Below are 21,165 nucleotides of genomic sequence, written 5' to 3' on the forward strand. Positions count from 1 at the left end.
CGGCCCGCTCGGCCGGCTAGGCCACCCGTATCCACACCGGAGCGTGGTCCGAGCCGTGCGTGTCGCGGCGTTCCGCGGGGTCGGGGCCGATCGACGGCAGGTGGGGTGGCGGGTCGGCGGGCAGGCCGGTGCCCGCCTCCGTCACCCGATGGGCCAGGTGGTGGCTGATCATGACGTGATCGATCAGCTCGCGGCGCCCGGAGTCGATCCGCGAGTAGCGGCGGTCGGCCGGTATCAGCGGGGCCACGTCCCACAGCCGTACCGCGTCGCCCTGGTCCGGATGGTCGTACCCGGGGGTGCCGATCTCGGAGCCGGGCGGGCCGAGCACCATCTGCGTGGTGGCGGCGGGCACCTCGTCGTTGAGGTCACCGAGCACGGCCACGTCCCGGGTCCGGCCCTCGCCCGCCAGCAACTCGTCCGCGAGGGCCCGCAGGGCCGCGGCCTCGGCGGCGCGACGGTACAGGGCGTACGCCCCGTAGCGGGCCCGTTCGCCCTCGTCGTGGGGGAGGAAACGGTTCCCGGGATAGCTGAGCAGCTTGGACTTCAGGTGCGCGACCGCCACCGTCAGCTCACCCGCCCCGGTGTCCGTGGCCACCGCCAGGAACCCCCGGCCGGCCGCCGCCTCCGTCGCACCCGAGTCGTCCGACTGCACCGGGCGGAGCGGCGCCGGGAAGCCGGCCGTGTCGGTGACCACACGCAGCTCGGTCCGGCCGAGGAAGCCGACCCGTATGCCGCGCCCGTCGGGATGCGTGGACAGGGCCGTGTACCAGTCGCCGCCCAGCAGACCGGTCAGGTCGGCGAGCGCGTCCGGGTCCCCGACCTCCTGGACGCCGAGCAGTAACGGGTCGAGCGCGGTGATCACGCTGGCGAGCGCGGCGAGTTTCGCCTCGTAGGCGGCCTTGTCGCGCGGGCCGTACGGGCCGCCGGGGCGGTAGAGGTTCTCCAGGTTCCAGGTGCCGAGGAGCATGCCGGCTCCTTTCGAGGGCCGTGGACAGGGGCCCAGCAGACAGGGGCCCCGAGCAGGGGCCCCGACAGGGGCACAGGGGCCGCGGGCGGGCCGTGATGAGGCCAGGGTGCTCGCCCCGCGCGCCGCGCGCGAGGGCTGTGACCCGGATGTGTGGTTTGGCTCACATCGCGGTACGACAGGGCCGTACGTTGGACTCATGAGTGCCGTTGGGCCCCTGAGCGCCGCTCCCGCCGACCTGATCGTCACCGACTGCACGGTCCTCGTCCACCACCAGGACGAGGGCGACGGGGAAGGGATCGGATTCCGCCAGGACGCCGCGATCGTCGTCCGCGACGGCGTGATCGACGCGGTGACGACGGCCGCCGCCGTGCGGGACCTGCCGGCCGTCACGCGGATCGAGGCGCCCGGGCAGATCGCGCTGCCCGGACTGATCAACTGCCACACGCACGCACCGATGGTGGCCCTGCGCGGCCTCGCCGAGGACCTGCCGACCGAGGAGTGGTTCAACGACGTCGTCTGGCCCGTGGAGACCAACCTCACGGAGCGGGACGTGGAGTTGGGGGCGCGGCTCGCCTGCGCCGAGATGATCCGGGGCGGGGTGACCTGCTTCGCCGACCACTACTTCCACATGGACACCGTCGCCGCCGTCGTCGCCGAGTGCGGCCTGCGCGCCCACCTCGGCGCGACCTTCTTCTCCAGCCAGGGGCCGCGGGCGCGCGAGGCGTCACTGGAGTTCGCGCTCCGGCGGCGCGGCGCGGCCGACGGCCGCATCACCACGGCCCTCGCCCCGCACGCCCCCTACACCGTCACCGACGCCGACCTCACCGCCACCGCCGAACTCGCCCGCGCGCACGGCCTGCCCGTGCACATCCACGCCGCCGAGAACCGCGACCAGACCGACACCAGCCTCGCCCGGCACGGCCGTACGCCCATCGAGATCCTGGACCGCACCGGACTCCTCGACACCGACCTCCTCATCGCCCACGGCACCGGAATCATGGAACGGGACCTGCCGCTGCTGGCCCGCACGGGCGGCCGTACGGCCGTGGCCACCGCGCCCCGCGGTTACCTCAAGTTCGCCTGGCCGACGACCACCCCGGTACGGGCCCTGCGCGCGGCCGGCGTCCCCGTCGGCCTCGCCACGGACGGCGCCGCCTCCAACAACTCCCTCGACGTATGGGAGGCGATGGCGCTGACCTCCCTGATCCAGAAGTCCACCGAGGGCGACCCGCGCTGGCTGACCTCCCGCCAGGCCCTGCACCACGCCACGGTGCTAAGCGCCCGCGCGGTCGGGCTCGGCGACCGGGTCGGCACCCTCGCGCCCGGCCGGCGCGCCGACATCGTCCTCGTCGACCTCACCGGCCCGCACACCCAGCCGGTGCACGACCTCGCCGCCACCCTCGTGCACAGCGCCCGCGCCGCCGACGTCCGCACGACCGTCGTCGACGGCCGCGTGCTGATGAGAGACCGCGAACTGCTCACGCTCGACGTACCGGCGGTCGTACGGGAGCTGACGGACCGGCTGCCCGCGCTGACCGCACGCGACCACGGGCGACGCCTTCAGCAGTACGACACCTGAGCCGCTCCTGGCCGAATGCCGGGCGGGACTTGGCCGAAAAATCCTCCGTCCCCCGCGATGAGTTCCGCTGCCGTCGGCGGTCACCAACCCTGAACCGACCGTCGGACAGGAGGGCCCATGTCGCACCCGGAGATCGTCTCGCGCGAGCAGTGGCGCGCGGCGCGCGAGGAGTTGCTGCGCAAGGAGGAGGCGGTCAGACGGGCGCGCGAGGTACTGGGCGCCGAGCGGCGGCGGCTGCCCATGGTCGAGGTCGACCCGGACTACGTCTTCGAGGGCGGCGACGGCAAGGCCACCCTGCTGGACCTCTTCGAGGGACGGGCCCAGCTCGTCGTCCACCACTTCATGTTCGCCCCGGAGTGGGAGACTGGCTGCCCGTGCTGCGCGGCCTTCCTGGACCAGGTCGGCCACCTCGCCCACCTGCGCGCCCGGAACACCTCCTTCGCGGCCGTCTCCCGGGCACCGTTCACCCGGATCCTGCCGTTCAAGGCGCGGATGGGGTGGGCGGTGCCCTGGTACTCCTCGGCGCACAGCGGCGACGACGGCGACGGCGACCGCGATTCCGTCCGCGACTTCAACCGTGACTTCGAGGCCACCGTCGAGTCGGGCGGCGAGCTGGTGGAGCGCCCGGGTCTCAGTTGCTTCCTGCGCGACCACGACCGCGTCTTCCACACCTACTCCGTGTACGACGACGGGCTGGACGGACTGGGCACCACCTCGGCCCTGCTCGACCTGACCGCACTGGGCCGCAGGCCGGCCGGGAGCGAGGTGCTCCGGCTGCACGACGAGTACGACTACTGATGCGCAAGGTGCGGATGCCGACACGAAGTGTGCAGACGTTGATACGGAGCGTGCGATTCGTGTCACAAGGTGAACGGATCCTCACGGTCCGCGCCGACCCGGTGTCGACAATGTCTCAGTCCCGTCACTGACCGAGCCGCTTGCCTTCTCCAGGGCGTTAACTCCTACACGTACGACGCTTCCTGGAGGTGCGAGATGGTGAACGGGCGAACGGTGCTCGAACGCTTTCCCGCCGGTGGTCCCCGCGGCTCCTGGCCCGCGGAGGAATTCGCGCACGCGCGGCGACTCGAAGGCCTGCCCGCCGAGGTCGTCATGGACCTCGCGACGGACACGTTCCTGGTGATCGTCCGCGGCGGCGAGGCGATCGAATAGCCGGTCCGCGGGACTCAGGCCGGCTTCGGCGCCGGCACCCGCACCGTGAACTGCTGCGCCTGGAGGGAGTACAGCTCCGCGTAGACACCGCCCCTGGTCAGTAGCTCCTCAGGGGTGCCGGACTCCACCAGGCGCCCGTGCTCCAGCACGTGCACCAGGTCGGCGTGCCGGACCGAGGCCAGCCGGTGGGTGATCAGGACGACCGTCTGCCCGCCGCCCGCCAGCGCCCGGATCTTCTCGAACACCTCCAGCTCGGCCCGCGCGTCCAGCGCCGCCGTCGGCTCGTCCGCGCGGCCCGCGCGTCCGCCTGCCGGGCCAGCCGGAGACTGGACGCCAGCATGCCGGGCAGCCGGGTCATCATCGCCCGGAAGGTCAGCGCGAGGAAGGCGTCCGCGTGCTGGTTCCAACCCATGTCGTACCGCAGCGGCCCGCCGAACAGCAGCCGTTCCGACGCCGACACCACCGGCTCGGCAGCCTCCCGCTTCTTCCTCACCGTGACCTCCCGGACCCCGACGGAACGGCCACTATTCCGGCCGGGACCCCCGGCTCGGCAGGGCGTGAGCAGACGCACGAGGGGCGCGGAGGGAGCACGGTCCGCGTGAGCGGCGCGGTGGGCGGGTGTGGGGTGGCGGATGAGACGTGGCGGGGACTGGGGGCGCGGGCTGGGTGCCGAAGCTGTGGGAGTGGAGGAAACGGGCGCGCTGGGACGGCACCGACGGCAACCTGGGCGGCGACGGCTACGCCCAGGCGGTCGCGACGGCTACGCCGAGACCGCCCGAGACCAGTCCGGAGCCGTTCCCGTCACCCGGCACAGGGCCAGGTACAGCGGGATCGGCGGGGTGTACGGAACCGTGCCCTCCGGGCGATGGATCAGCCGGGCGGTGCCGGTGGCCAGGGCACCGACGGCGTAGTGGGCCGGGGCCGGCCAGGGCAGGGCGTAGTCGGAGTCCGACGGAACGATCCACCACCAGTGGGAGCCGTCGGCGTACACGCACCCCACCCGTGGCAGCCGGGGTACGACGAGCGGACCGAGGCGGTCGGGCACGGCGACGGCGTCGCAGCCGAGCGGGGCCGTCATGCCGTCCGGCAGGGACAGACGGTGGGCCGGATCCGGGGTCGGGCGCCGGCGCTGCAGTCGTACCAGGGTGTCCAGGCCGATGGCGTGCTCCTGGCCGGCACCGGTGCCACCGGGCCGCCCGGCGCCGGTCACGACCGCTCTCCGTAGGGATGCGGCCCCGGCACACCGTGCGGGCGCTGTTCCGGTGCCCCGGGACGCGTAACCTGCGGCGCGAACTGCTCCGGCTGCGCGGCGTACAGGTGCTGCTCCGCCGCCCCGTACCGGTGCTGCTCGGGCAACCGGTGCAGCGGTTGCCCGGCGGGGAGGTGCCGATGACGCTCCGGCTCTCCTCGCCCGTGGTGCCCCGGTGTTCCGGGCTGCCCGGGCATCCCCGTCCCATACAGCGCAGGCCCCCCCGGCCCGTACTGCTCAAGAGCCCACCGTTGCTGCACCGGCACGGCGTCCTGGTGGTGTTCCGAGGCAGCATTCTTGCGCTGCCCCGATGCCGCGCCCCGGTGGTGCTCCGAGGCGGCGTCCCTGTGCTGCTCCGGTACGGCGCCCCGGTGTTGCTCGCCGGTAGCGTCCCCGCCCTGCTTCGAGGCGGCGTTCCTGTGCTGCTCCGGCATGGCGTCCCGGTGGTGCTCCCAGGCCGCGTCCCCACCCTGCTCCGACGCCGTGCCCCGACGCCCCTGCGGACCTGTGTGCCGGAGCTGCCCCGGTGCCGTACCCCGCTGCTCCTCCGGCGCCACCCGCCCACTCGCGCCTGCCGGCTGGTCGTCGTCGGAGTCGTCCGGACGGCCCGGCTTGGGACGGGCGCCCCAGCCCAGGTCGTCGCGCGGCTCGGCGGTGTCCGGGGCGGCGGCGTCGTTCCGGCGGGGCAGCTCGGCCCAGACCAGCAGTCCGGGGCCGTGCTCCTGGGCCCCCCAGGCCCGGCACAGCGCGTCGACGAGAAGCAACCCCCTCCCGTGCTCCTCGTCAGGTCGCTGCGGAGACGGGTGGGGTTCGCCAGGAGCACAGCCCTCGTCACGTACGGCTATGCGCACCATGTCGTCGTGGTCGTACAGCTCGCACACGACCCGGTCGCTCGCGGTGTGCACGATCGCGTTGGTGACCAGCTCGGATATGACCAGGGCAGCGCTGTCACAGGTGTCCGCGCACACTGCCCAGCCGGACAGCCGAGCCTGCGTCAGGCGTCTGGCCTGGGCGACGGAACCTGGATGTGCGGCCAGCTCGAAGCGGAACCTGCGCTCGGCAGTGCCCCCCTGGGAGGGCGCTGCCTCCCCCACGTTCGAACCGGCTCGCGCGGGGGAACCCCCATCGGCACCGAGACCGGAACGGTCTGCGGCGGCGTCTGTTCCTAAAGGCGCGGACGGAATCACGCCTGCCACTATCTCCCTGCCATGGACACTTGGCAAGAGTCACTCTGAAAATTGCAGAGTGCTGTGTGACGCGGTCAGGCCTCGTGGCAGACTGCTTGCAACAGCACGTCGCGCGGCGCCAATTGGAGTCGTCGGAGGTCCGGCCCGGTCTTCGAATGAATCTTCGAATGGCGCCGCAGGGCTGTCAGGAAACTTTCGGTGGAGGTGGGAGCGTGAGCGAACCGCGGTCCGCGCCGACGGTGGGCCAGGTGGTCCTCGGCCGGCGCCTGCTGGACCTGCGGGAACGCGCCGGACTGAAGCGCGAGGAGGCCGCCCGCGTCCTCCGCGTCGCCCCCGCGACCGTCCGCCGCATGGAGATGGCCGAGGTCTCCCTCAAAATCCCGTACCTCCAACTGCTGCTGAAGGCCTACGGCGTTCCCGACGACGAGGCCGAGGTCTTCGTCCAACTGGCCGAGGAGGCCAACAAACCCGGCTGGTGGCAGCGGTTCCACGACATCCTGCCGGGCTGGTTCTCGATGTACGTCAGCCTGGAGGGCGCGGCCAGCCTCATCCGCTCCTACGAACCGCACTTCGTCCCCGGCCTGCTCCAGACCGAGGACTACGCGCGCGGGGTGCTGAAGTCCGGTGCCGTCGGCGAGACGAGCCCCGAGGACATCGAGCGGCATGTCGCGCTGCGCATGCAACGCCAGCAACTGCTCACCCGTCCCGACGCCCCCCGGTTCTGGGTGGTGATGGACGAGACCGTCCTGCGCCGCCCGGTGGGCGGCCCGGAGGTGATGCGCGCGCAGATCGACAAGTTGCTCGAGGCCACGAAGCTGCCCCATGTGACGCTCCAGGTCGCCCCGTTCGCCAACGGGCCGCACCCGGGGACCTACGGGCCCTTCGTGCTGTTCCGATTTGCCATGTCAGAACTGCCGGACATGGTCTACAGCGAGTACCTGACCGGCGCCGTCTACCTGGACGCGCGCACCGAGGTGGCGACCCACCTGGAGGTCATGGACCGCATGGCGGCGCAGGCCGCTACGGCACAACGCACGAAGGAGATCCTCCGGGATCTCCGCAAGGAGCTGTGAATGGATCGCATCAAGCCGCGCGGACGCGTCTACAACGGCATGCCCGCGCGGGAGCTGGGCAGCGAGGGGTGGCACAAGCCCTGGAGCGGCGGCAACGGCGGAAACTGCCTGGAGGCGATGAAGCTGGCCGACGGACGGATCGCCGTACGCCAGTCGACCGACCCGGACGGGCCGGCCCTGATCTACACGACCGACGAGATGACGGCGTTCATAGAGGGTGCCAAGGCGGGGGAGGCCGATTTCCTGCTGTCCTGATTTCGGCGTGTGTTGTTTCTAACGCAAGTTCCTTACCGTGGTACCAAGTTGATCAATCATCGCGTCCGACGCTTACGGAGTGCCGCATGACAGGGCAGGACCCGACGGCCATCGAGATCGACACCAGCAAGCCGCATCCCGCCCGGATGTACGACTGGTATCTCGGCGGCAAGGACAACTACCCCGTCGACGAGGCGATGGGCCGGCAGATGCTGGCCCTCGACCCCCGGGTGCCGGTGATGGCCCGGGTCAACCGTGCGTTCATGCACCGCGCCACGCGGTGGCTGGCCCAGCAGGGCGTACGGCAGTTCCTGGACATCGGCACCGGCATACCCACCGAGCCGAACCTGCACCAGGTCGCCCAGCGGACCGCGCCCGACGCCCGGGTCGTGTACTGCGACAACGACCCGATCGTGCTGGCCCACGCCGCGGCCCTGCTGCGCAGCACCCCGGAGGGCGTCACCGAGTACCTGCAGGCCGATGTCCGCGACCCGGACGCGATCATCGAGGGCGCCCGGCGCATCCTGGACCTGGACCGGCCGGTCGCCCTCTCCCTGGTCGCCCTGCTGCACTTCGTCCCGGACGAGGAAGGCGCGCACGCCCTCGTCTCCCGGCTGCTGTCCGCCCTGCCGTCCGGCAGCTACCTGATGATGACCCACGCCACGGCCGACTTCACCCCCGAGGAGTCGGCGGCGGCCGTCGAGAAGCTCAAGGCCGCCGGCGTCACCCTCGCCCTGCGCTCGCGCGAGGAGTTCGCCCGTTTCTTCGCCGGCCTCGAACTGATCGACCCCGGCGTCGAGATCGTCCACAAGTGGCACCCCGAACTGGGCGAACCGGTCCCGGGCCAGGACGACGGCGTGATCCCGGGGTACGGGGCGGTGGCGCGCAAGCCGTAGGCCGGGATCCCCGCCCCGGCCCACCGCGCGGATCACCCCTCACCCGGGCGGCAGCACCCCGCACAGCGCCTCCAGTGCGGCCCCGTAGGCGTGTTCGGCCGGGGCCGCGTACCCCACCACCAGGCCGTCACCGGCATCCGTCGGACTCCGCGGGTGCCGGAACGCGGCGAGACCGTCGAGGGCGACGCCCTGCCACGCCGCGGCCTTCACCGTCGACCGCTCCGTGCCGGGCGGCAGCCGCAGCACCGCGTGCAGCCCGGCCGCGATGCCCGTCACCTCGACGCGCGGCGCCTGCTCGGCGAGCGCGGCGACCAGCCGGTCACGCCTGCGCCGGTACCGCTGCCGCATACGCCGCACATGACGGTCGTACGACCCACAGGCGACGAAGTCCGCGAGCGCGAGCTGGTCCAGCAGGCTCGCCCACGCCTCCCGCTCGCCCTTCGCCGCCAGCACCGGTTCCACGTACCGCCGCGGCAGGACCATCCAGCCCAGCCGCAGCGCCGGTGACAGGCTCTTGCTGACCGACCCGATGTGGATCACCCGCTCCGGGTCGAGCCCCTGCAACGCGCCGACGGGCCGGCGGTCGTACCGGAACTCGCCGTCGTAGTCGTCCTCCAGCACCACCGCCCCCCGCGCGCGTGCCCAGTCGATCACCGCGGCCCGGCGCTCCGGGTGCAGCGGGCCACCGGTCGGGAACTGGTGCGCGGGCGTCAGCAGCACGGCCCGCTCGCGCCCGAGCGCGTCCACCCGCGCCCCGTGCTCGTCCAGGGGCAGCGCCACGGTGCGGACGCCCGCCGCGGCGAGCAGTTCCCGGTGGAACCCCAGCCCGTACGCCTCCACGCCCAGCGGACCGCGCAGCACCCCGCCCGCACCCGGTCCGCCCTGGGCGCCCCGGCCGAAGAGAAGCCGCAGCGCGTGCGCGAAACCCGAGCAGATCACGATCCGGTCCGGCTCGGTACGCACCCCCCGGGCACGAGCCAGATAGTCCGTCAGCGTCTCGCGCAGCTCGCGGCGCCCGGCGGGATCGCCCGGCCCGAACGCCTCGCTCGGCGCCGCCTGCAGCGCCCGGCGGTACGAGGCCGCCCACGCCGCACGCGGAAAGGCCGACGCGTCCGGAGCCCCCTGCCGCAGGTCGTGCCGCGGCCCACGCGCGCGCAGAGGTGCCCTGACGGGCGTTCGCACGGTGTCCCGCAGCGGCTCGGCCCGCTCCGCCACCCGCGTCCCGGAACCCTGCCGGGCGGTCAGCCATCCCTCCGCGACCAGCTCGGCGTACGCGTCGGCCACCGTGTTGCGGGCCACCCCCAGGTCCGCGGCGAGCGACCGGTACGGCGGCAACCGGGTGCCCGGCGCCAGTCGCCCGCTGCGCACGGCCTCGCGCAGCGCACTGGTCAGCGCCACCCGCCGGCCACCCGGTCCCGACAGCTCCAGATGCAGATCCGCACCGATCCGCTCCGCGGAATTGACCCACGATTCCGTCATGCAAATGCACCCTACAGTCGGTCTTTTCGGCCCCTAGGTTGAAGCCATGACGACGAACACGACCACGACCACGACCACGACGAATACGGCCACCGCGACCGCCGCCACCTCCACCGTCGACCTCCCGAACGGCATCGCCACGGCCGAGGCCACCCGCACCCGCCTGGACTTCGCGAAGGCCGCCCCGAAGGTGTTCCGGGCGATCGTCGGCTTCGACGCCGCCGCCCGCCAGGGCCTCGACCCGGCTCTGGTCGAACTGATCCAGATCCGTGCCTCCCATCTCAACCACTGCGGCTACTGCCTGCACATGCACACCAACGACGCCCGCAAGGCCGGCGAGAACGAGGACCGGCTCCACATGGTCGCCGTCTGGCGCGAGGCCCGGCACTTCTTCACCCCGAAGGAACAGGCCGCCCTCGCCCTGACGGAGGCCGTGACCCTGGTCGCCGACGGCGGCGTACCCGATGCCGTCTACGCCGAGGCCGCCGCCCACTTCGAGGACCAGGAACTGGCCCACGTCCTCTCCCTGATCCTCACGATCAACACGTGGAACCGCGTGGCCCTGGCCACGGGAAAGGTCGCGGGCACGGACGAACGCGCCGCCGCCTGAGGGCCGCTGCCACCGCTGCCCCGGACGTGCCCGCCCCGGCCCAGTCCCTGACGGGGTATCAGTCCAACGGGATCAGACCACCATCGGCCGGTCCGTGGGCCGGATCGGGGCCGGGAGCCGGGAACTCCCCGTCAGATAGTGGTCCACGGCCGCCGCGACCGCCCGGCCCTCCGCTATCGCCCACACGATGAGCGACTGCCCGCGCGCCGCGTCTCCCGCGGCGAACACCCCTGGCGCGTTGGTCGCGAAACCGGCGTCCCTGGCGATCGTGCCGCGCGGCTGCAACGCCAGCCCGAGCTGCTCGATCAGACCGTCCTTCTGGTCCGGGCCGGAGAACCCGAGGGCGAGCAGCACCAGGTCGGCGGGGAGCGACCGATCGGTGCCCGGCACCGGAAGCCGCTGCTCGTCGACCTCCACCAGATGCAGTGACCGTACATTCCCCCTCTCGTCTCCCGTGAAGCGGAGCGTGGACGCCGCGAACAGCCGCGCGTCCGCGTCCGCCGCCGGTGCCGTACGCAGGTCCCGCGCCTCCTCGTGCGCGGCCGACAGCCGGTAGACCTTCGGGTACGTCGGCCACGGCTCGGCGTCCTCGTCGCGTTCGGAACCCGGCTGTGCGTAGATGTCCAGCTGGGTCACGGACGCGGCCCCCTCGCGCACCGCGGTGCCCAGACAGTCCGCCCCGGTGTCCCCACCGCCGACGATCACGACGTGCTTGCCGGCGGCCGACAGCGGCGATACCTCCAGATCCCCCTCACACACCCGATTGGCCAGCGGCAGATACACCATCGCCTGGTGTATCCCGTTCAACGCACGGCCCGGCACCGGAAGTTCCCGCCAAGCCGTCGCACCCGTGGCGATCACCACCGCGTCGTACCGGGACCGCAGCTCGGCCGCCGGTACGTCCCGGCCGACCGCCGTCGACGTACGGAACTTCGTCCCCTCGGCCCGCATCTGCTCGATCCGCCGCTCCAGATGCCGCTTCTCCATCTTGAACGCGGGGATGCCGTACCGCATCAGCCCGCCGATCCGGTCGTCCTTCTCGTACACCGCGACCGTGTGCCCCGCCCGGGTCAGCTGCTGTGCCGCGGCCAGCCCGGTGGGCCCGGAGCCGATGACGGCGACCGTCTTCCCGGACAGCCGCTCCGGCGGCCGGGGCGGGGTGAAACCCTCCTCCCACGCCCGGTCGGCGATCGCGCACTCGACGTTCTTGATGGTGACGGCCGGCTGGTTGATCGCCAGCACGCACCCCGCCTCGCACGGCGCCGGACACAGCCGCCCGGTGAACTCCGGGAAGTTGTTCGTGGCGTGCAGCCGGTCGCTCGCCGACCGCCAGTCCTCCCGCGCGACCAGGTCGTTCCAGTCGGGGATGAGATTGCCCAGCGGGCAGGCCTGGTGGCAGAACGGGACGCCACAGTCCATGCAGCGGTCGGCCTGCTTGCTGATGATGGGGAGCAGCGCGCCCGGGACGTACACCTCGTCCCAGTCCCGCACCCGCTGCTCGACGGGCCGCCGCGGCCACTCCTGGCGCGGCGTGGTCATGAACCCCTTGGGATCGGCCATGGCGTCTTCCTCGCGTACGGGCACCGGAGGCACCGGGTGTACGAAGGGCCGTGCGTCATCGGGCGGCACTCTTCCGGCCACGATACGTCTCCGCCGACGCCCGCGCAGAGTGGCGGACAGCGCTTTCTCCCCGGGTCGCGCCACCGGGGGCGGCTCAGGCGAGGGCCACTATGTAGACCAAGGCAGCCGCGGCGGAGGCGACGGTCCGGACGTGGTTCCAGAACGTCCACTCGCGCACGTACTCGGGCCAGTACACGGCCGCCTCCGGCGCCCCCGGGGTGAGCCGGGCCAGCCGGTCGTTGCGGGGCACGTTCGCGACGATCGTCAGCCCGAACGCGCCGACCAGGTACAGCGCGCTGCCCAGCAGCAGCTCCACCTTCCCCTCGTCCGGCCACACCACGAACGTCACCACCGCGATCAGCGCGCTCAACGCCGCCGACCCGGCGAACACGGTCATGAAGGCCGGCCGTACCGCCGCGACGTTGATCGCGTTCATCGCCGCCACGCCCTGCGCGGGCGGCAGCGCCGCGAGCCCTCGCATCACGAAGGTCGAGAACCCGCAGAAGACACCGGCCACCAGCCCGGTCCCGAGAATGCCCATCACGACCAGCACGAAGAACGGCCCGCCGATCATCCCCACGCCCCCATTCCGTCCCATCCGGACCGCCGCCCGGCACCGACGTCACCTTTCACGCGCCACAGCACCCGTGCCCACGGGAAGGGGCACCCCCTCTGGGGGAGGCACCCGGCCAGCGCGGGCAAGCGGTGCCCGCCCACAGCCGAGGCCCGCGGTGGCGCATACCCCGGGCGAGCCCTCGCTCACGCACGCCCCATCGGCCGCCCCCTCCGCATTCACGCCCTCCCCATTCACCCCCTTTGCATTCCTCAGCCGACGTCCTCCTCCCCACCCCCCTGCCACGCGCGCAGCACGTTTTCCACGGTCCCCGCGATCCGGCGCCGCGCCTCGTACCGCGGCACCCCGCTCATCAGGAGCTGGTCGTACGCCGTGTCCACATGTCGTACGCCCGCCACGACCGCCGAGATCACCGCGCCCTCGGTCAGCGCCCGCCCGGCCGCGCTGCGCCCCACCCGCCCACTGCCCCGCACCGACGCGTGGGCCGCGATGGCGCGGGCCCGCTCGGCCGGGCAACCGGGGAACAGCCGAAGGATCTCGGCCGCGAACGCCGCCGCGAACCGTTCGTCCTCCGCCGCCCGGCGCCGGGCGTCCCGCGCCCGCCGCCGACGCCGGGCCTCCGCGTCCGCCAGGCAGCGGGCCTCGGCCCGTGCCAGCGCGGCCTCCTCCACGAGCACGCCCTGGCGTTCGTAGCGGCTCTTGCGCCGGTTGAACCGCACGACCACCACTGACAGCGTGCTCTCCTCCCGTGACCTGCGGGTCAGGGCCGTGTCGCCGCGTGGCAGGAACACCAGATGGCCGAGGTCGGCGCAGTCCAGGCAGCGCGGTGCCCCGTCCTCCAGTACCAGCAGCGACAGCGGACCCCGCCGGCAACCGGCACACCGCTTGCGCTTCAGCGACTGGATGACCACAAGCCGACCGGGGGAGTGGGGAGTTGCGGGAAGCGCCATACGCGGTTCTTTCCCCGCGACCGCCCAGGCCTCCCACACCCGCCCACGCCGCTTCCCCGTCCGCCAGTTCCCTCCTCCGTACCTCCTCCAGGGTCACCTCCCGCACTTCCCCCGTACGCCTTCCTCCCTCTCCTTCCGCCCGCTGGAACTACCCCTCCTCCCCCCGGAAGTTGAACACCGACACCCGCGTACGGTGCCGCACCGGTTCCTCGATCTCGTCGACCACCGCCACCGCGAGATCCGCGTACGACAGCCACGGCTCAGGACCGTCGCCGGGCAGCCGCTCCCCGCCGATGCGGTACCGCCCCGTCCGGGTACCGCCGTGCTCCAGGTGCCCGGCGGGCGTCAGCATCACCCAGTCGACGGGTCCGTCCCCGCGCTCCCGCAGCCGGTGCAGGCCGGCCGTGTGCGCCAGCGCGAACGGCCGGAGCTCCGGCGGGAAAGCGACGGGGTCGTCCATCACCGGCCGCCCCTCCGCGCCGAGCAGGTTCGCCCCCAGACCCACCGCGACGAGCCGGCCGACGCCGGCCACAGCGAGTCCGTCGAGCAGCGCGTCCGCCGCCTTCACGAAGAACTCGGGGTCGAGCGTGTCGAAGCCCTGCTCCGGCCCGCTGAACGGCGAGACGGCGTGCACGGCCCCGGTATGCCCGGCAGCGGTCCCGGTGACCGATCGGGGATCGGTGACATCGCCCCGTACGACCGTGACACCCTCCGCTTCGAGATCCGGGTATCCCGCCGGATCCCGCACCACGGCCGTCACCGCGTACCCACGCGCACGTGCCTCGGCCGTCACCGCCCGCCCGGCCCTGCCCCCGGCACCGAAGACCACGATCCCGCTCATCCCAACCTCCAAGTTCCCGCGCGGACGCCCGCGACGGACCAGGACGTTAGGGACCGGACCCCCGGTTACCGCAACGGAATCGGCGCTACCCTCGACGGATGACCGACGTGACGGACCACGACCGTTCGGTGCCTCTCGATCCCGACATGTTCCACCCCCTCTGCCCGTCGTCCGCCATGCCCTTCCGGGTCGGCGACAAGTGGTCCGGCATGGTGATCCGCTGTCTCCAGGACGGGCCACGCCGTTTCGGTGAACTGCGGGTCCCGCTCCAGGCCGTCACACCCAAGGTCCTCAGCGAGACCCTGCGCGCCATGGAGTGCGACGGCCTGGTGACCCGTACCGCGTACGACGAGAATCCGCCCCGTGTCGAGTACGCCCTCACCCCCCTCGGTCGCACCCTGATCCCCCTTCTCGACGCCGCCCGCGCCTGGAGCGAAACCCACCTTCCCGCCCTGCTCGCGGCCCGCCGCGCGGCCGGACACCCCGCCTGACGCCGGCACCCGCGCCGCTCTTGCCCGCCGCCCGGCATCATTGGGCCTGTGCGACTGGAAGCGATCACTTGGGAGCGGATGGCCGAGCGGCTCGCGGACCGGCTGGCCGGTGCGGAGCCGGCCGACGGCGCGGCCTGGCAGCGCGTCGGCTTCGACGGGGCCCCGGCCGCCCGTCCCGGAGACCTCGCCGCCCTGGTCGGCGAGGCGCTGCGGGTGCGCGGCCGGCCCTCGCTCGTGATCGGCACCGAAGGCTTCCTGCGCCCCGCCTCGCTCCGCCTGGAGCACGGGCGGCGGGACGCGGAGTCGTACTACAACGGATGGTTCGACACGAGCGCCCTGTGGCGGGAGGTCTTCGGGCCGCTCGATCCCGGAGGCAGCGGGCGGATCCTGCCCGACCTGTGGGATCCGGCCACGGACCGGGCCACCCGCAGCCCCTACGTCCAACTCCCGCCCGCCGGCATCCTGTTGCTCCACGGCCCCCTCCTGCTGCGCCACTGGTTCCCCTTCGATCTGACCGTGCACCTCCTCCTCTCCCCGGGCGCCCTCCGCCGCCGTACGCCCGCGGCCGACCACTGGACCCTCCCCGCCTTCGAGCGCTACGAGGCCGAGACCGACCCGGCCGGCACGGCGGACGTCCTGGTGCGTGCCGACGACCCGCGCCACCCCGCCTGGAGCGGCTGATCCGCAAATGCCGCCCGGGGAGTCGGCCGGTGAGCCGCCCAAAACCCCTTTTGTATGCGCGTGCATGTAACTAGAGTGCTGTCATGACGACCTCACCGGGCACTCCTGTCACCTTCGACGACTCCCTCCGCGCTCTGCTGGACGGCAAGAACTTCGCCAGCGTCGCCACCCTCGGTCCGGACGGCGCCCCGCAGAACTCCGTGGTCTGGATCAAGCGCGAGAGCGACAGCGTGCTCTTCTCGTCCGTCGACCGCCGCCAGAAGGTGCGCAACCTCCGCCGCGACCCGCGTATCAGCCTCTCCGTCTTCGACCTGGCGAATCCCTATCACTCGGCCGAGATCCGGGGTGTCGCCGAGATCCTGCCGGACGAGGGCAAGCGGCTCCCGCGCGAGCTGTCACACAAGTACCTCGGCATCGATCCGCCGGCCGAGAAGGAGGACGAGACCCGCGTGATCGTCAGGATCGTCCCTCGTAAGGTCGTTTCCTTCTCGCCCTGACCGGCCGCAGCCGCCGCCCCTGCGTGACCCTCACAGACCCGGTACCTCACAGCCCGGTCCCCGACCGAGGTCCCCGCAGCGCCGCCGCTCAGAGCCAGCCGTTGCGCCGGAAGCCCCGGTACACCGCCAGACACGCCCCCGCCGTCACGGCCATGATCAGCGGGTAGCCGAACCGCCAGTGCAGCTCCGGCATGTGCTCGAAGTTCATGCCGTACACCCCGCACACCATCGTCGGCACGGCGATCACCGCGGCCCATGCCGTGATCTTCCGCATGTCCTCGTTCTGCGCCACCGTCACCTGTGCGAGATGCGCCTGCAGGATGGAGTTGAGCAGCTCGTCGAACGCGGCGATCTGTTCCTTGGCCCGGATCAAGTGGTCGAGCACATCCCGGAAGTAGGTCTGTATCTCCGGGGCGACGACCCGTATGGGCCGGGTCGCCAGGTCCTCCACGGGGCGGCCCAGTGGCACCACCGCCCGCTTCAGCTCAAGCAGTTCACGCTTCATCTGGTAGATGCGGCCCGCGTCCAGACGCGCGCCGTTCTCCGAGAACACGTCCGTCTCGACCTGGTCGATGTCGGCCTGCACCGCGTCCGTGACGCTGAGATAGTCGTCGACCACGTGGTCGGCGATCGCGTGCAGCACCGCCGCCGGCCCCTTGGCCAGCTGGTGCGGGTCCGCCTCCAACTCCTCGCGCAGCGGGCCCAGTGAACCGTGCCGGCCGTGCCGCACCGTGATCACGAAGTCCTCGCCGACGAACACCATGATCTCGCCGGTGTCCACCACCTCGCTGGTCGCCGTGAGCTGCTCGTGCTCCACATAACAGACGGTCTTGAACACCGCGAAGAGCGTGTTCCCGTAGTGCTCCAGTTTCGGCCGCTGGTGTGCCTCGACCGCGTCCTCCACCGCCAGCGGATGGAGGTCGAACAACTCGGCGATTCCGGTGAACTCACGCTCCGTCGGCTCGTGCAGCCCGAGCCAGACGAAGCCCTCGCCGGTCTTGCGCACCAGCCGTACGGCATCCACCAGGTCGGCGCACCCGGGCACGCGCACGCCGTCCTGATACGTCACGCAGTTCACCACCGAGGAGCCCAGCGGCGACCTGGCGGGATGGCTCAGGTCCACGCGCGGCCGGCGCCGGGCCAACCGCGCCACCTTGCGCAGGCCGCCGACCCTGCCCAGCCCCGTGACCTTCCGCAGATTCCCTGCCATGGACATCTGGATCTCCTCGTGTGGATCTCCTCGTGCGACGCCTTCGCGCCTTGCCCGGCAAGTCTGCCAGCCCCGGGCAAAGCGCGGGCAAGCCTGTGGGAACAGGGAGTTCCGCTTTGTTCCCGCCTGTGGATGAAGGGACGACCGAGCCGGACGGGCCGGCTGACTGGGATGATCGGAGCATGGCGCGCTCCGACGGATACCTCCTGGACAACCGGCAGAACGAGGCGGGTGAACGCTTCGACGCCTTTACCGCCCTCTTCGACCCCACGACCTTCCGGCACCTCGAAGGCCTCGGCGTCGGCCCAGGCTGGCGCTGCTGGGAAGTAGGGGCCGGCGGGCCCTCCGTCGTGTCGTGGCTCGCCGAGAAGGCGGGCCCGACCGGTCGGGTCGTCGCCACCGACATCGACACCTCCCGGCTCACCGCCGCTGTCCGCCCGCCGGTGGAGGTCCGCGTCCACGACGTGGGCGCCGAGGAGCCGCCGGGGGAGGGCTTCGACCTGGTCCACGCCCGGCTCGTCCTCGTGCATGTACCCGACCGGGAACGGGCGTTGCGGAACATGATCAAGGCCCTGCGGCCCGGCGGACGACTGCTGATCGAGGACGCCGACCCCGCCCTCCAGCCCCTGACCTGCCCCGACGAGTACGGTCCCGAGCAGCGGCTCGCGAACCGGCTGCGCCAAGGCTTCCGCAAGCTGCTCGCCGACCGCGGCGCCGACCTGTCCTACGGCCGCAAACTCCCGCGGCTGCTCCGCGAGGCCGGACTGCACGGCGTGGAGGCCGACGCGTACTTCCCCGTGGCCTCGCCCGCCTGCACCGCCCTGGAGGCCGCGACCGTCCGTCAGATCCGTGAGCGGCTCGTCGCCGCGGGTCTGGCCACCGACGCGGAGATCGACCAGCACCTGGCCAATGTGGAGACCGGCACGATGGACCTGGCCACCGCGCCGATGATCTCGGCGTGGGGGCGCAAGGGGTAGTCGGTGGCAGCGGGGTACGCCACGGCGCCAGATCGTTTCAGGGGGCGGAGGTTCCACTGGGCTGTCGGATCGTGTCAGGGGGGCGGTGGCTGGACGGGGCTGTCGGATCGTTTCCAGGGTCGGTGGCTCCGTGGGGCTGCCGGGCGGTTTGGAGTGGTCGTAGGCCCCATGGGTCTGTCGGACCGGTTCAGGGGTCCTAGGTTCCAAGGGCCTGCTGGACCGTTTCAGGGGGCGTAGGCTCCAAGGATCTGCTGGACCGTTTCAGGGGGCGTAGGCTCCACGGGTCTGCTGGAGCACCGTCGGCAGGGCCCGACGTGCCCGGCTGAGGGCGTGAGTGGGCCACTGTTCGCGGCACCCAGACGCCCGGCAGGGGACATGACTGAGCCACCGTTCGAGGCCCCGGACCTTGGTAGGGGCATGACAGAGCCACCTTTAACAGGCCCCCGACCGATCCGGCAGTAGCGCCCAACGGTCCCCGGCCGCTTAACCCCCGTCGCCCGGACGCGGTGGCCTGCCACCCACCCGTCCCACCGCCTCCGCGCCTGCCCGGCACCCCCGTGCCGCCGCTTCCTCCGGGGTCGCGCCCGCGAGCAGGGCGGCGAGGAACGCGCCGGTGAAGGCGTCACCCGCGCCCGTGGTGTCCCGGGGCTCCGCCGAAACGGCCGGAACCCGGGCCGGCACGGCGCCGGAACGGGCCACGAGCGCCCCGTCCGCGCCCGCCTTGGCCACCACCAGCGGCACGAGCCGGCTCAGCTTCGCCGCCGCGTCCGCCGGATCCGGCAGCCCGGTCAGCAGACATGCCTCGTCCCGGCTGGGCAGCAGCACGTCCAGCCCCTCGGCGAACGCGAGGAAGCGGTCCACCCCCAGCTCGGCCAGGAAGCCGGCGGAGGCCGGGTCCAGGCTGACCGGCACACCACGCGCGCGTGCCGCCGCGAGCGCCGTCCCGGCGAGCGCCCGGCTCGACTCCGTGAACAGGAGATAGCCCGACAGATGCAGCCGGACCACCCCGTCGAGCAACGCGTCGGACCAGTCGGCGGGGCCGAGCCGCAGGGACGCCCCGCTGTCCGTCAGGAAGGTCCGTTCGGCCGCCGCGCCCGGGTCGACCAGGCAGATCACGGTCCCGGTCGCCGCCTCCCGGTCCACCACGAGCCGGGGCCGCACCCCGGCCGCGACCAGCTCGCGCTCGTGCCACGCGGCGGCGTCCGCGCCCACCCGCCCCAGCAGCCGTACGTCCGCGCAACCCGCGTGGGCCGCCCAGCAGGCCACATTGGCGCCCGCGCCGCCCGGCAGCCTCCGGATCACGGCGGCCGTGTCGGTGCCGGCCGCGAGCGGCCCCCGATGCCGGGCGATCACATCCGTGACCACGTCGCCGACGACCAGCAGCGCTCCGGTCCGGCCGGCGGTCACCCCCTGGCCCATGCCGAGGCGATCCGCGCCGCGAGCCGTACGTTGCCGCGCACCGCCGCCAGGTTGGCGCTCAGTGAGGTACCGTCCGTGTGCCGGACCAGGTAGTCCAGCAGGAACGGGGTCACCGCCTGCCCGGTGACACCCTGCTCCGCGCAGGCGCGCAGCGCGTCGGAGAGCACACGCGCGTGCAGCTCGGGATCGAGCTGTTCCGCTTCCGGGACGGGGTGGGCGACGATCAGCGCGGACTCGGGCGCGTCCAGCGCGTCCTGGGCGCGCATGACGGCGGCGACCTGCTCCGGGGTGTCCAGCGTCCAGTCGACCGGATGCCCCGAGTCCGACAGATAGAAGCCGGGGAACCGGTCCGTGCGGTACCCGGCGACGGCCACGCCCAGTGTTTCCAGCCGCTGCAGTGTCGCCGGTACGTCGAGGATCGACTTCACGCCCGCGCACACCACGGTGATCCGGGTCCGCGCCAGCAGCCCCAGGTCGGCCGACTCGTCCTGGGTCACTGTCCACTCCCGGTGCACCCCGCCCAAGCCGCCGGTGGCGAACACCCGCACCCCCGCGAGGGAGGCCAGCTGCGCCGTCGCCGACACGGTGGTCGCCCCGCTGGCCCCCGCCGCCACGGCGAGCGGCAGGTCACGATGGCCCAGCTTGCGGATGCCGTCCTCGTTCGCGACCCGCTCCAGCTGGTCCTTGTCCAGGCCGACCCGGGGCTGCCCGTCGAGCACGGCGATGGTCGCCGGAACGGCACCCTCCCGCCGAACCGCTTCCTCCAGCTCCCGCGCCACCTGCAGGTTGCGCGGGCGAGGCAGGCCGTGCGCGATGATCGTGGACTCCAGAGCCACCACCGGCCGCCGCGCGTCGATCGCCTCCCGGACTTCTTCCGACACCACCAGCACCACGTGCCCGCCTCCTGTCCGTCGGTCCTTCCTAGTCTCTGGCGGGCGCCGGCCACGGATAAACGCTTGTGACCCGTCGGGGAGGCCACCAGCCTGGTGCACATGAGGAACAACACCACGCGCCTCGACCACGTCGTCCTGTGGGTGGCCGACCCGGTCGCCGCGGCCGCCTTCTACGAGACGGCCGTCGGCCTGGAGCCGGTCAGGGTCGCCGAGTTCGCGGAGGGCGAGGTGGCCTTCCCCTCCGTACGCGTCAACGAGCACACCATCCTCGACCTCGCCCCGCACAGCTTCGCCGAACAGATGAGGATGCTGCCCGGCTCCGCCGACAGCGCGGGACACCCCGTCAACCACGTCTGCCTGTCGCTGCCGGCCGAGGCCTTCGACACCCTGCGCGCCCGCCTGGAGGCACACGGCGTCCCCATGTCGGGCATCGACTACGGCTTGTCCGGTGCCCGCGGCAACGCAACGCGCAGCTTCTACTTCCGCGACCCGGACGGCAACATCTTCGAGGCCCGGCACTACGACGACTAGCCGCGCCCCGGGCCGG

The 21,165-nt window shown here is 72.5% G+C and carries 23 protein-coding genes and 2 pseudogenes; 12 read left to right on the top strand and 13 right to left on the bottom strand.

What is annotated here, in order from left to right:
• Positions 1–16: 16 nt before the first annotated feature.
• Positions 17–967, bottom strand: a complete 951-nt coding sequence (locus OO52_RS07555) for an endonuclease/exonuclease/phosphatase family protein (RefSeq protein WP_030642260.1) — start codon at positions 965–967, stop codon at positions 17–19.
• Positions 968–1,163: 196 nt separating this feature from the next.
• Between OO52_RS07555 and OO52_RS07560 the strand changes: the two genes are divergently transcribed.
• From OO52_RS07560 to OO52_RS51395, 3 genes are all read left to right on the top strand, one after another.
• Complete coding sequence (locus OO52_RS07560; protein WP_030642262.1) at positions 1,164–2,546, top strand: amidohydrolase; 1,383 nt, start codon at positions 1,164–1,166, stop codon at positions 2,544–2,546.
• 117 nt (positions 2,547–2,663) lie between these two features.
• Positions 2,664–3,344: a DUF899 domain-containing protein gene (locus OO52_RS07565; RefSeq protein WP_030642264.1), complete on the top strand. Its 681-nt coding sequence runs from the start codon at positions 2,664–2,666 to the stop codon at positions 3,342–3,344.
• A gap of 195 nt (positions 3,345–3,539) precedes the next feature.
• Positions 3,540–3,716: a hypothetical protein gene (locus tag OO52_RS51395; RefSeq protein WP_167347898.1), complete on the top strand. Its 177-nt coding sequence runs from the start codon at positions 3,540–3,542 to the stop codon at positions 3,714–3,716.
• A 14-nt stretch (positions 3,717–3,730) separates the two neighbouring features.
• Here the strand turns inward: OO52_RS51395 and OO52_RS07570 are convergent.
• The 4 genes and pseudogenes from OO52_RS07570 to OO52_RS51985 form a co-directional block, all read right to left on the bottom strand.
• Positions 3,731–4,021: pseudogene (locus tag OO52_RS07570) on the bottom strand (ABC transporter ATP-binding protein); the annotation flags it as partial.
• On the bottom strand, positions 3,910–4,209 hold the full coding sequence (locus OO52_RS51400) for a hypothetical protein (protein WP_167347896.1): 300 nt from the start codon (positions 4,207–4,209) through the stop codon (positions 3,910–3,912). The gene OO52_RS51400 and the pseudogene OO52_RS07570, both read right to left, overlap by 112 nt.
• 267 nt (positions 4,210–4,476) lie before the next feature.
• Positions 4,477–4,926, bottom strand: a complete 450-nt coding sequence (locus tag OO52_RS07575; RefSeq protein WP_037628796.1) for a hypothetical protein — start codon at positions 4,924–4,926, stop codon at positions 4,477–4,479.
• Positions 4,927–5,498: 572 nt separating this feature from the next.
• Positions 5,499–6,161: pseudogene (locus OO52_RS51985) on the bottom strand (ATP-binding protein); the annotation flags it as partial.
• Between the two features lie 203 nt (positions 6,162–6,364).
• Between OO52_RS51985 and OO52_RS07585 the strand changes: the two are divergent.
• The 3 genes from OO52_RS07585 (at position 6,365) to OO52_RS07595 (ending at position 8,376) form a co-directional block, all read left to right on the top strand.
• Positions 6,365–7,225 (top strand): helix-turn-helix domain-containing protein, encoded by an 861-nt coding sequence (locus OO52_RS07585; protein WP_030642272.1) that lies wholly within the window; start codon positions 6,365–6,367, stop codon positions 7,223–7,225.
• Entirely contained in the window at positions 7,226–7,480 is a 255-nt protein-coding gene (locus OO52_RS07590) for a DUF397 domain-containing protein (protein WP_030642274.1), read from the top strand.
• Positions 7,481–7,566: 86 nt separating this feature from the next.
• Positions 7,567–8,376 carry an SAM-dependent methyltransferase gene (locus tag OO52_RS07595; RefSeq protein WP_030642276.1) on the top strand — a complete coding sequence of 270 codons (810 nt, stop codon included), beginning with the start codon at positions 7,567–7,569 and terminating at the stop codon, positions 8,374–8,376.
• A gap of 39 nt (positions 8,377–8,415) precedes the next feature.
• Here OO52_RS07595 and OO52_RS07600 read toward each other — a convergent pair whose 3' ends face one another.
• Positions 8,416–9,855 carry a PLP-dependent aminotransferase family protein gene (locus OO52_RS07600; RefSeq protein WP_030642278.1) on the bottom strand — a complete coding sequence of 480 codons (1,440 nt, stop codon included), beginning with the start codon at positions 9,853–9,855 and terminating at the stop codon, positions 8,416–8,418.
• A gap of 46 nt (positions 9,856–9,901) precedes the next feature.
• On the opposite strand from OO52_RS07600, the gene OO52_RS07605 reads away from it, so the two are divergent.
• Positions 9,902–10,465: a carboxymuconolactone decarboxylase family protein gene (locus OO52_RS07605; protein ID WP_037628799.1), complete on the top strand. Its 564-nt coding sequence runs from the start codon at positions 9,902–9,904 to the stop codon at positions 10,463–10,465.
• Between the two features lie 72 nt (positions 10,466–10,537).
• Here the strand turns inward: OO52_RS07605 and OO52_RS07610 are convergent, their stop codons facing one another.
• From OO52_RS07610 to OO52_RS07630, 4 genes are all read right to left on the bottom strand, one after another.
• Positions 10,538–12,025 (bottom strand): glutamate synthase subunit beta, encoded by a 1,488-nt coding sequence (locus OO52_RS07610; RefSeq protein WP_030642283.1) that lies wholly within the window; start codon positions 12,023–12,025, stop codon positions 10,538–10,540.
• A gap of 154 nt (positions 12,026–12,179) precedes the next feature.
• Entirely contained in the window at positions 12,180–12,659 is a 480-nt protein-coding gene (locus OO52_RS07615) for a DUF1772 domain-containing protein (RefSeq protein ID WP_030642286.1), read from the bottom strand.
• A 251-nt stretch (positions 12,660–12,910) separates the two neighbouring features.
• On the bottom strand, positions 12,911–13,609 hold the full coding sequence (locus OO52_RS07620) for a DUF2293 domain-containing protein (protein ID WP_196945481.1): 699 nt from the start codon (positions 13,607–13,609) through the stop codon (positions 12,911–12,913).
• Positions 13,610–13,757: 148 nt separating this feature from the next.
• Entirely contained in the window at positions 13,758–14,450 is a 693-nt protein-coding gene (locus OO52_RS07630; protein WP_030642290.1) for an NAD(P)-dependent oxidoreductase, read from the bottom strand.
• 98 nt (positions 14,451–14,548) lie between these two features.
• Here OO52_RS07630 and OO52_RS07635 point away from each other — a divergent pair, with 98 nt between their 5' ends.
• The 3 genes from OO52_RS07635 to OO52_RS07645 all read left to right on the top strand — a co-directional run bounded on the left by OO52_RS07635 (position 14,549) and on the right by OO52_RS07645 (position 16,119).
• Entirely contained in the window at positions 14,549–14,941 is a 393-nt protein-coding gene (locus OO52_RS07635) for a winged helix-turn-helix transcriptional regulator (RefSeq protein ID WP_030642292.1), read from the top strand.
• A 48-nt stretch (positions 14,942–14,989) separates the two neighbouring features.
• Positions 14,990–15,622: a uridine kinase gene (locus tag OO52_RS07640; protein WP_030642294.1), complete on the top strand. Its 633-nt coding sequence runs from the start codon at positions 14,990–14,992 to the stop codon at positions 15,620–15,622.
• An 83-nt stretch (positions 15,623–15,705) separates the two neighbouring features.
• Complete coding sequence (locus OO52_RS07645) at positions 15,706–16,119, top strand: PPOX class F420-dependent oxidoreductase (protein ID WP_030642295.1); 414 nt, start codon at positions 15,706–15,708, stop codon at positions 16,117–16,119.
• A gap of 88 nt (positions 16,120–16,207) precedes the next feature.
• Here OO52_RS07645 and OO52_RS07650 read toward each other — a convergent pair whose 3' ends face one another.
• Positions 16,208–17,335: a magnesium and cobalt transport protein CorA gene (locus OO52_RS07650; protein WP_030642297.1), complete on the bottom strand. Its 1,128-nt coding sequence runs from the start codon at positions 17,333–17,335 to the stop codon at positions 16,208–16,210.
• Positions 17,336–17,511: 176 nt separating this feature from the next.
• Between OO52_RS07650 and OO52_RS07655 the strand changes: the two genes are divergently transcribed.
• Complete coding sequence (locus tag OO52_RS07655) at positions 17,512–18,306, top strand: methyltransferase (protein ID WP_030642298.1); 795 nt, start codon at positions 17,512–17,514, stop codon at positions 18,304–18,306.
• 483 nt (positions 18,307–18,789) lie between these two features.
• On the opposite strand, the gene OO52_RS07660 is transcribed toward OO52_RS07655, so the two are convergent.
• On the bottom strand, positions 18,790–19,725 hold the full coding sequence (locus tag OO52_RS07660) for a carbohydrate kinase family protein (protein WP_030642300.1): 936 nt from the start codon (positions 19,723–19,725) through the stop codon (positions 18,790–18,792).
• Entirely contained in the window at positions 19,710–20,618 is a 909-nt protein-coding gene (locus OO52_RS07665) for a pseudouridine-5'-phosphate glycosidase (RefSeq protein WP_030642302.1), read from the bottom strand. Before OO52_RS07665 ends, OO52_RS07660 begins: the two co-directional genes overlap by 16 nt.
• Positions 20,619–20,717: 99 nt before the next feature.
• Here OO52_RS07665 and OO52_RS07670 point away from each other — a divergent pair, with 99 nt between their 5' ends.
• On the top strand, positions 20,718–21,149 hold the full coding sequence (locus OO52_RS07670) for a VOC family protein (protein WP_030642304.1): 432 nt from the start codon (positions 20,718–20,720) through the stop codon (positions 21,147–21,149).
• Positions 21,150–21,165 lie beyond the last annotated feature (16 nt).

The sequence above is a fragment of the Streptomyces flaveolus genome, assembly GCF_000716535.1.
In the GTDB taxonomy this organism is placed as follows: Bacteria; Actinomycetota; Actinomycetes; order Streptomycetales; family Streptomycetaceae; genus Streptomyces; species Streptomyces flaveolus_A.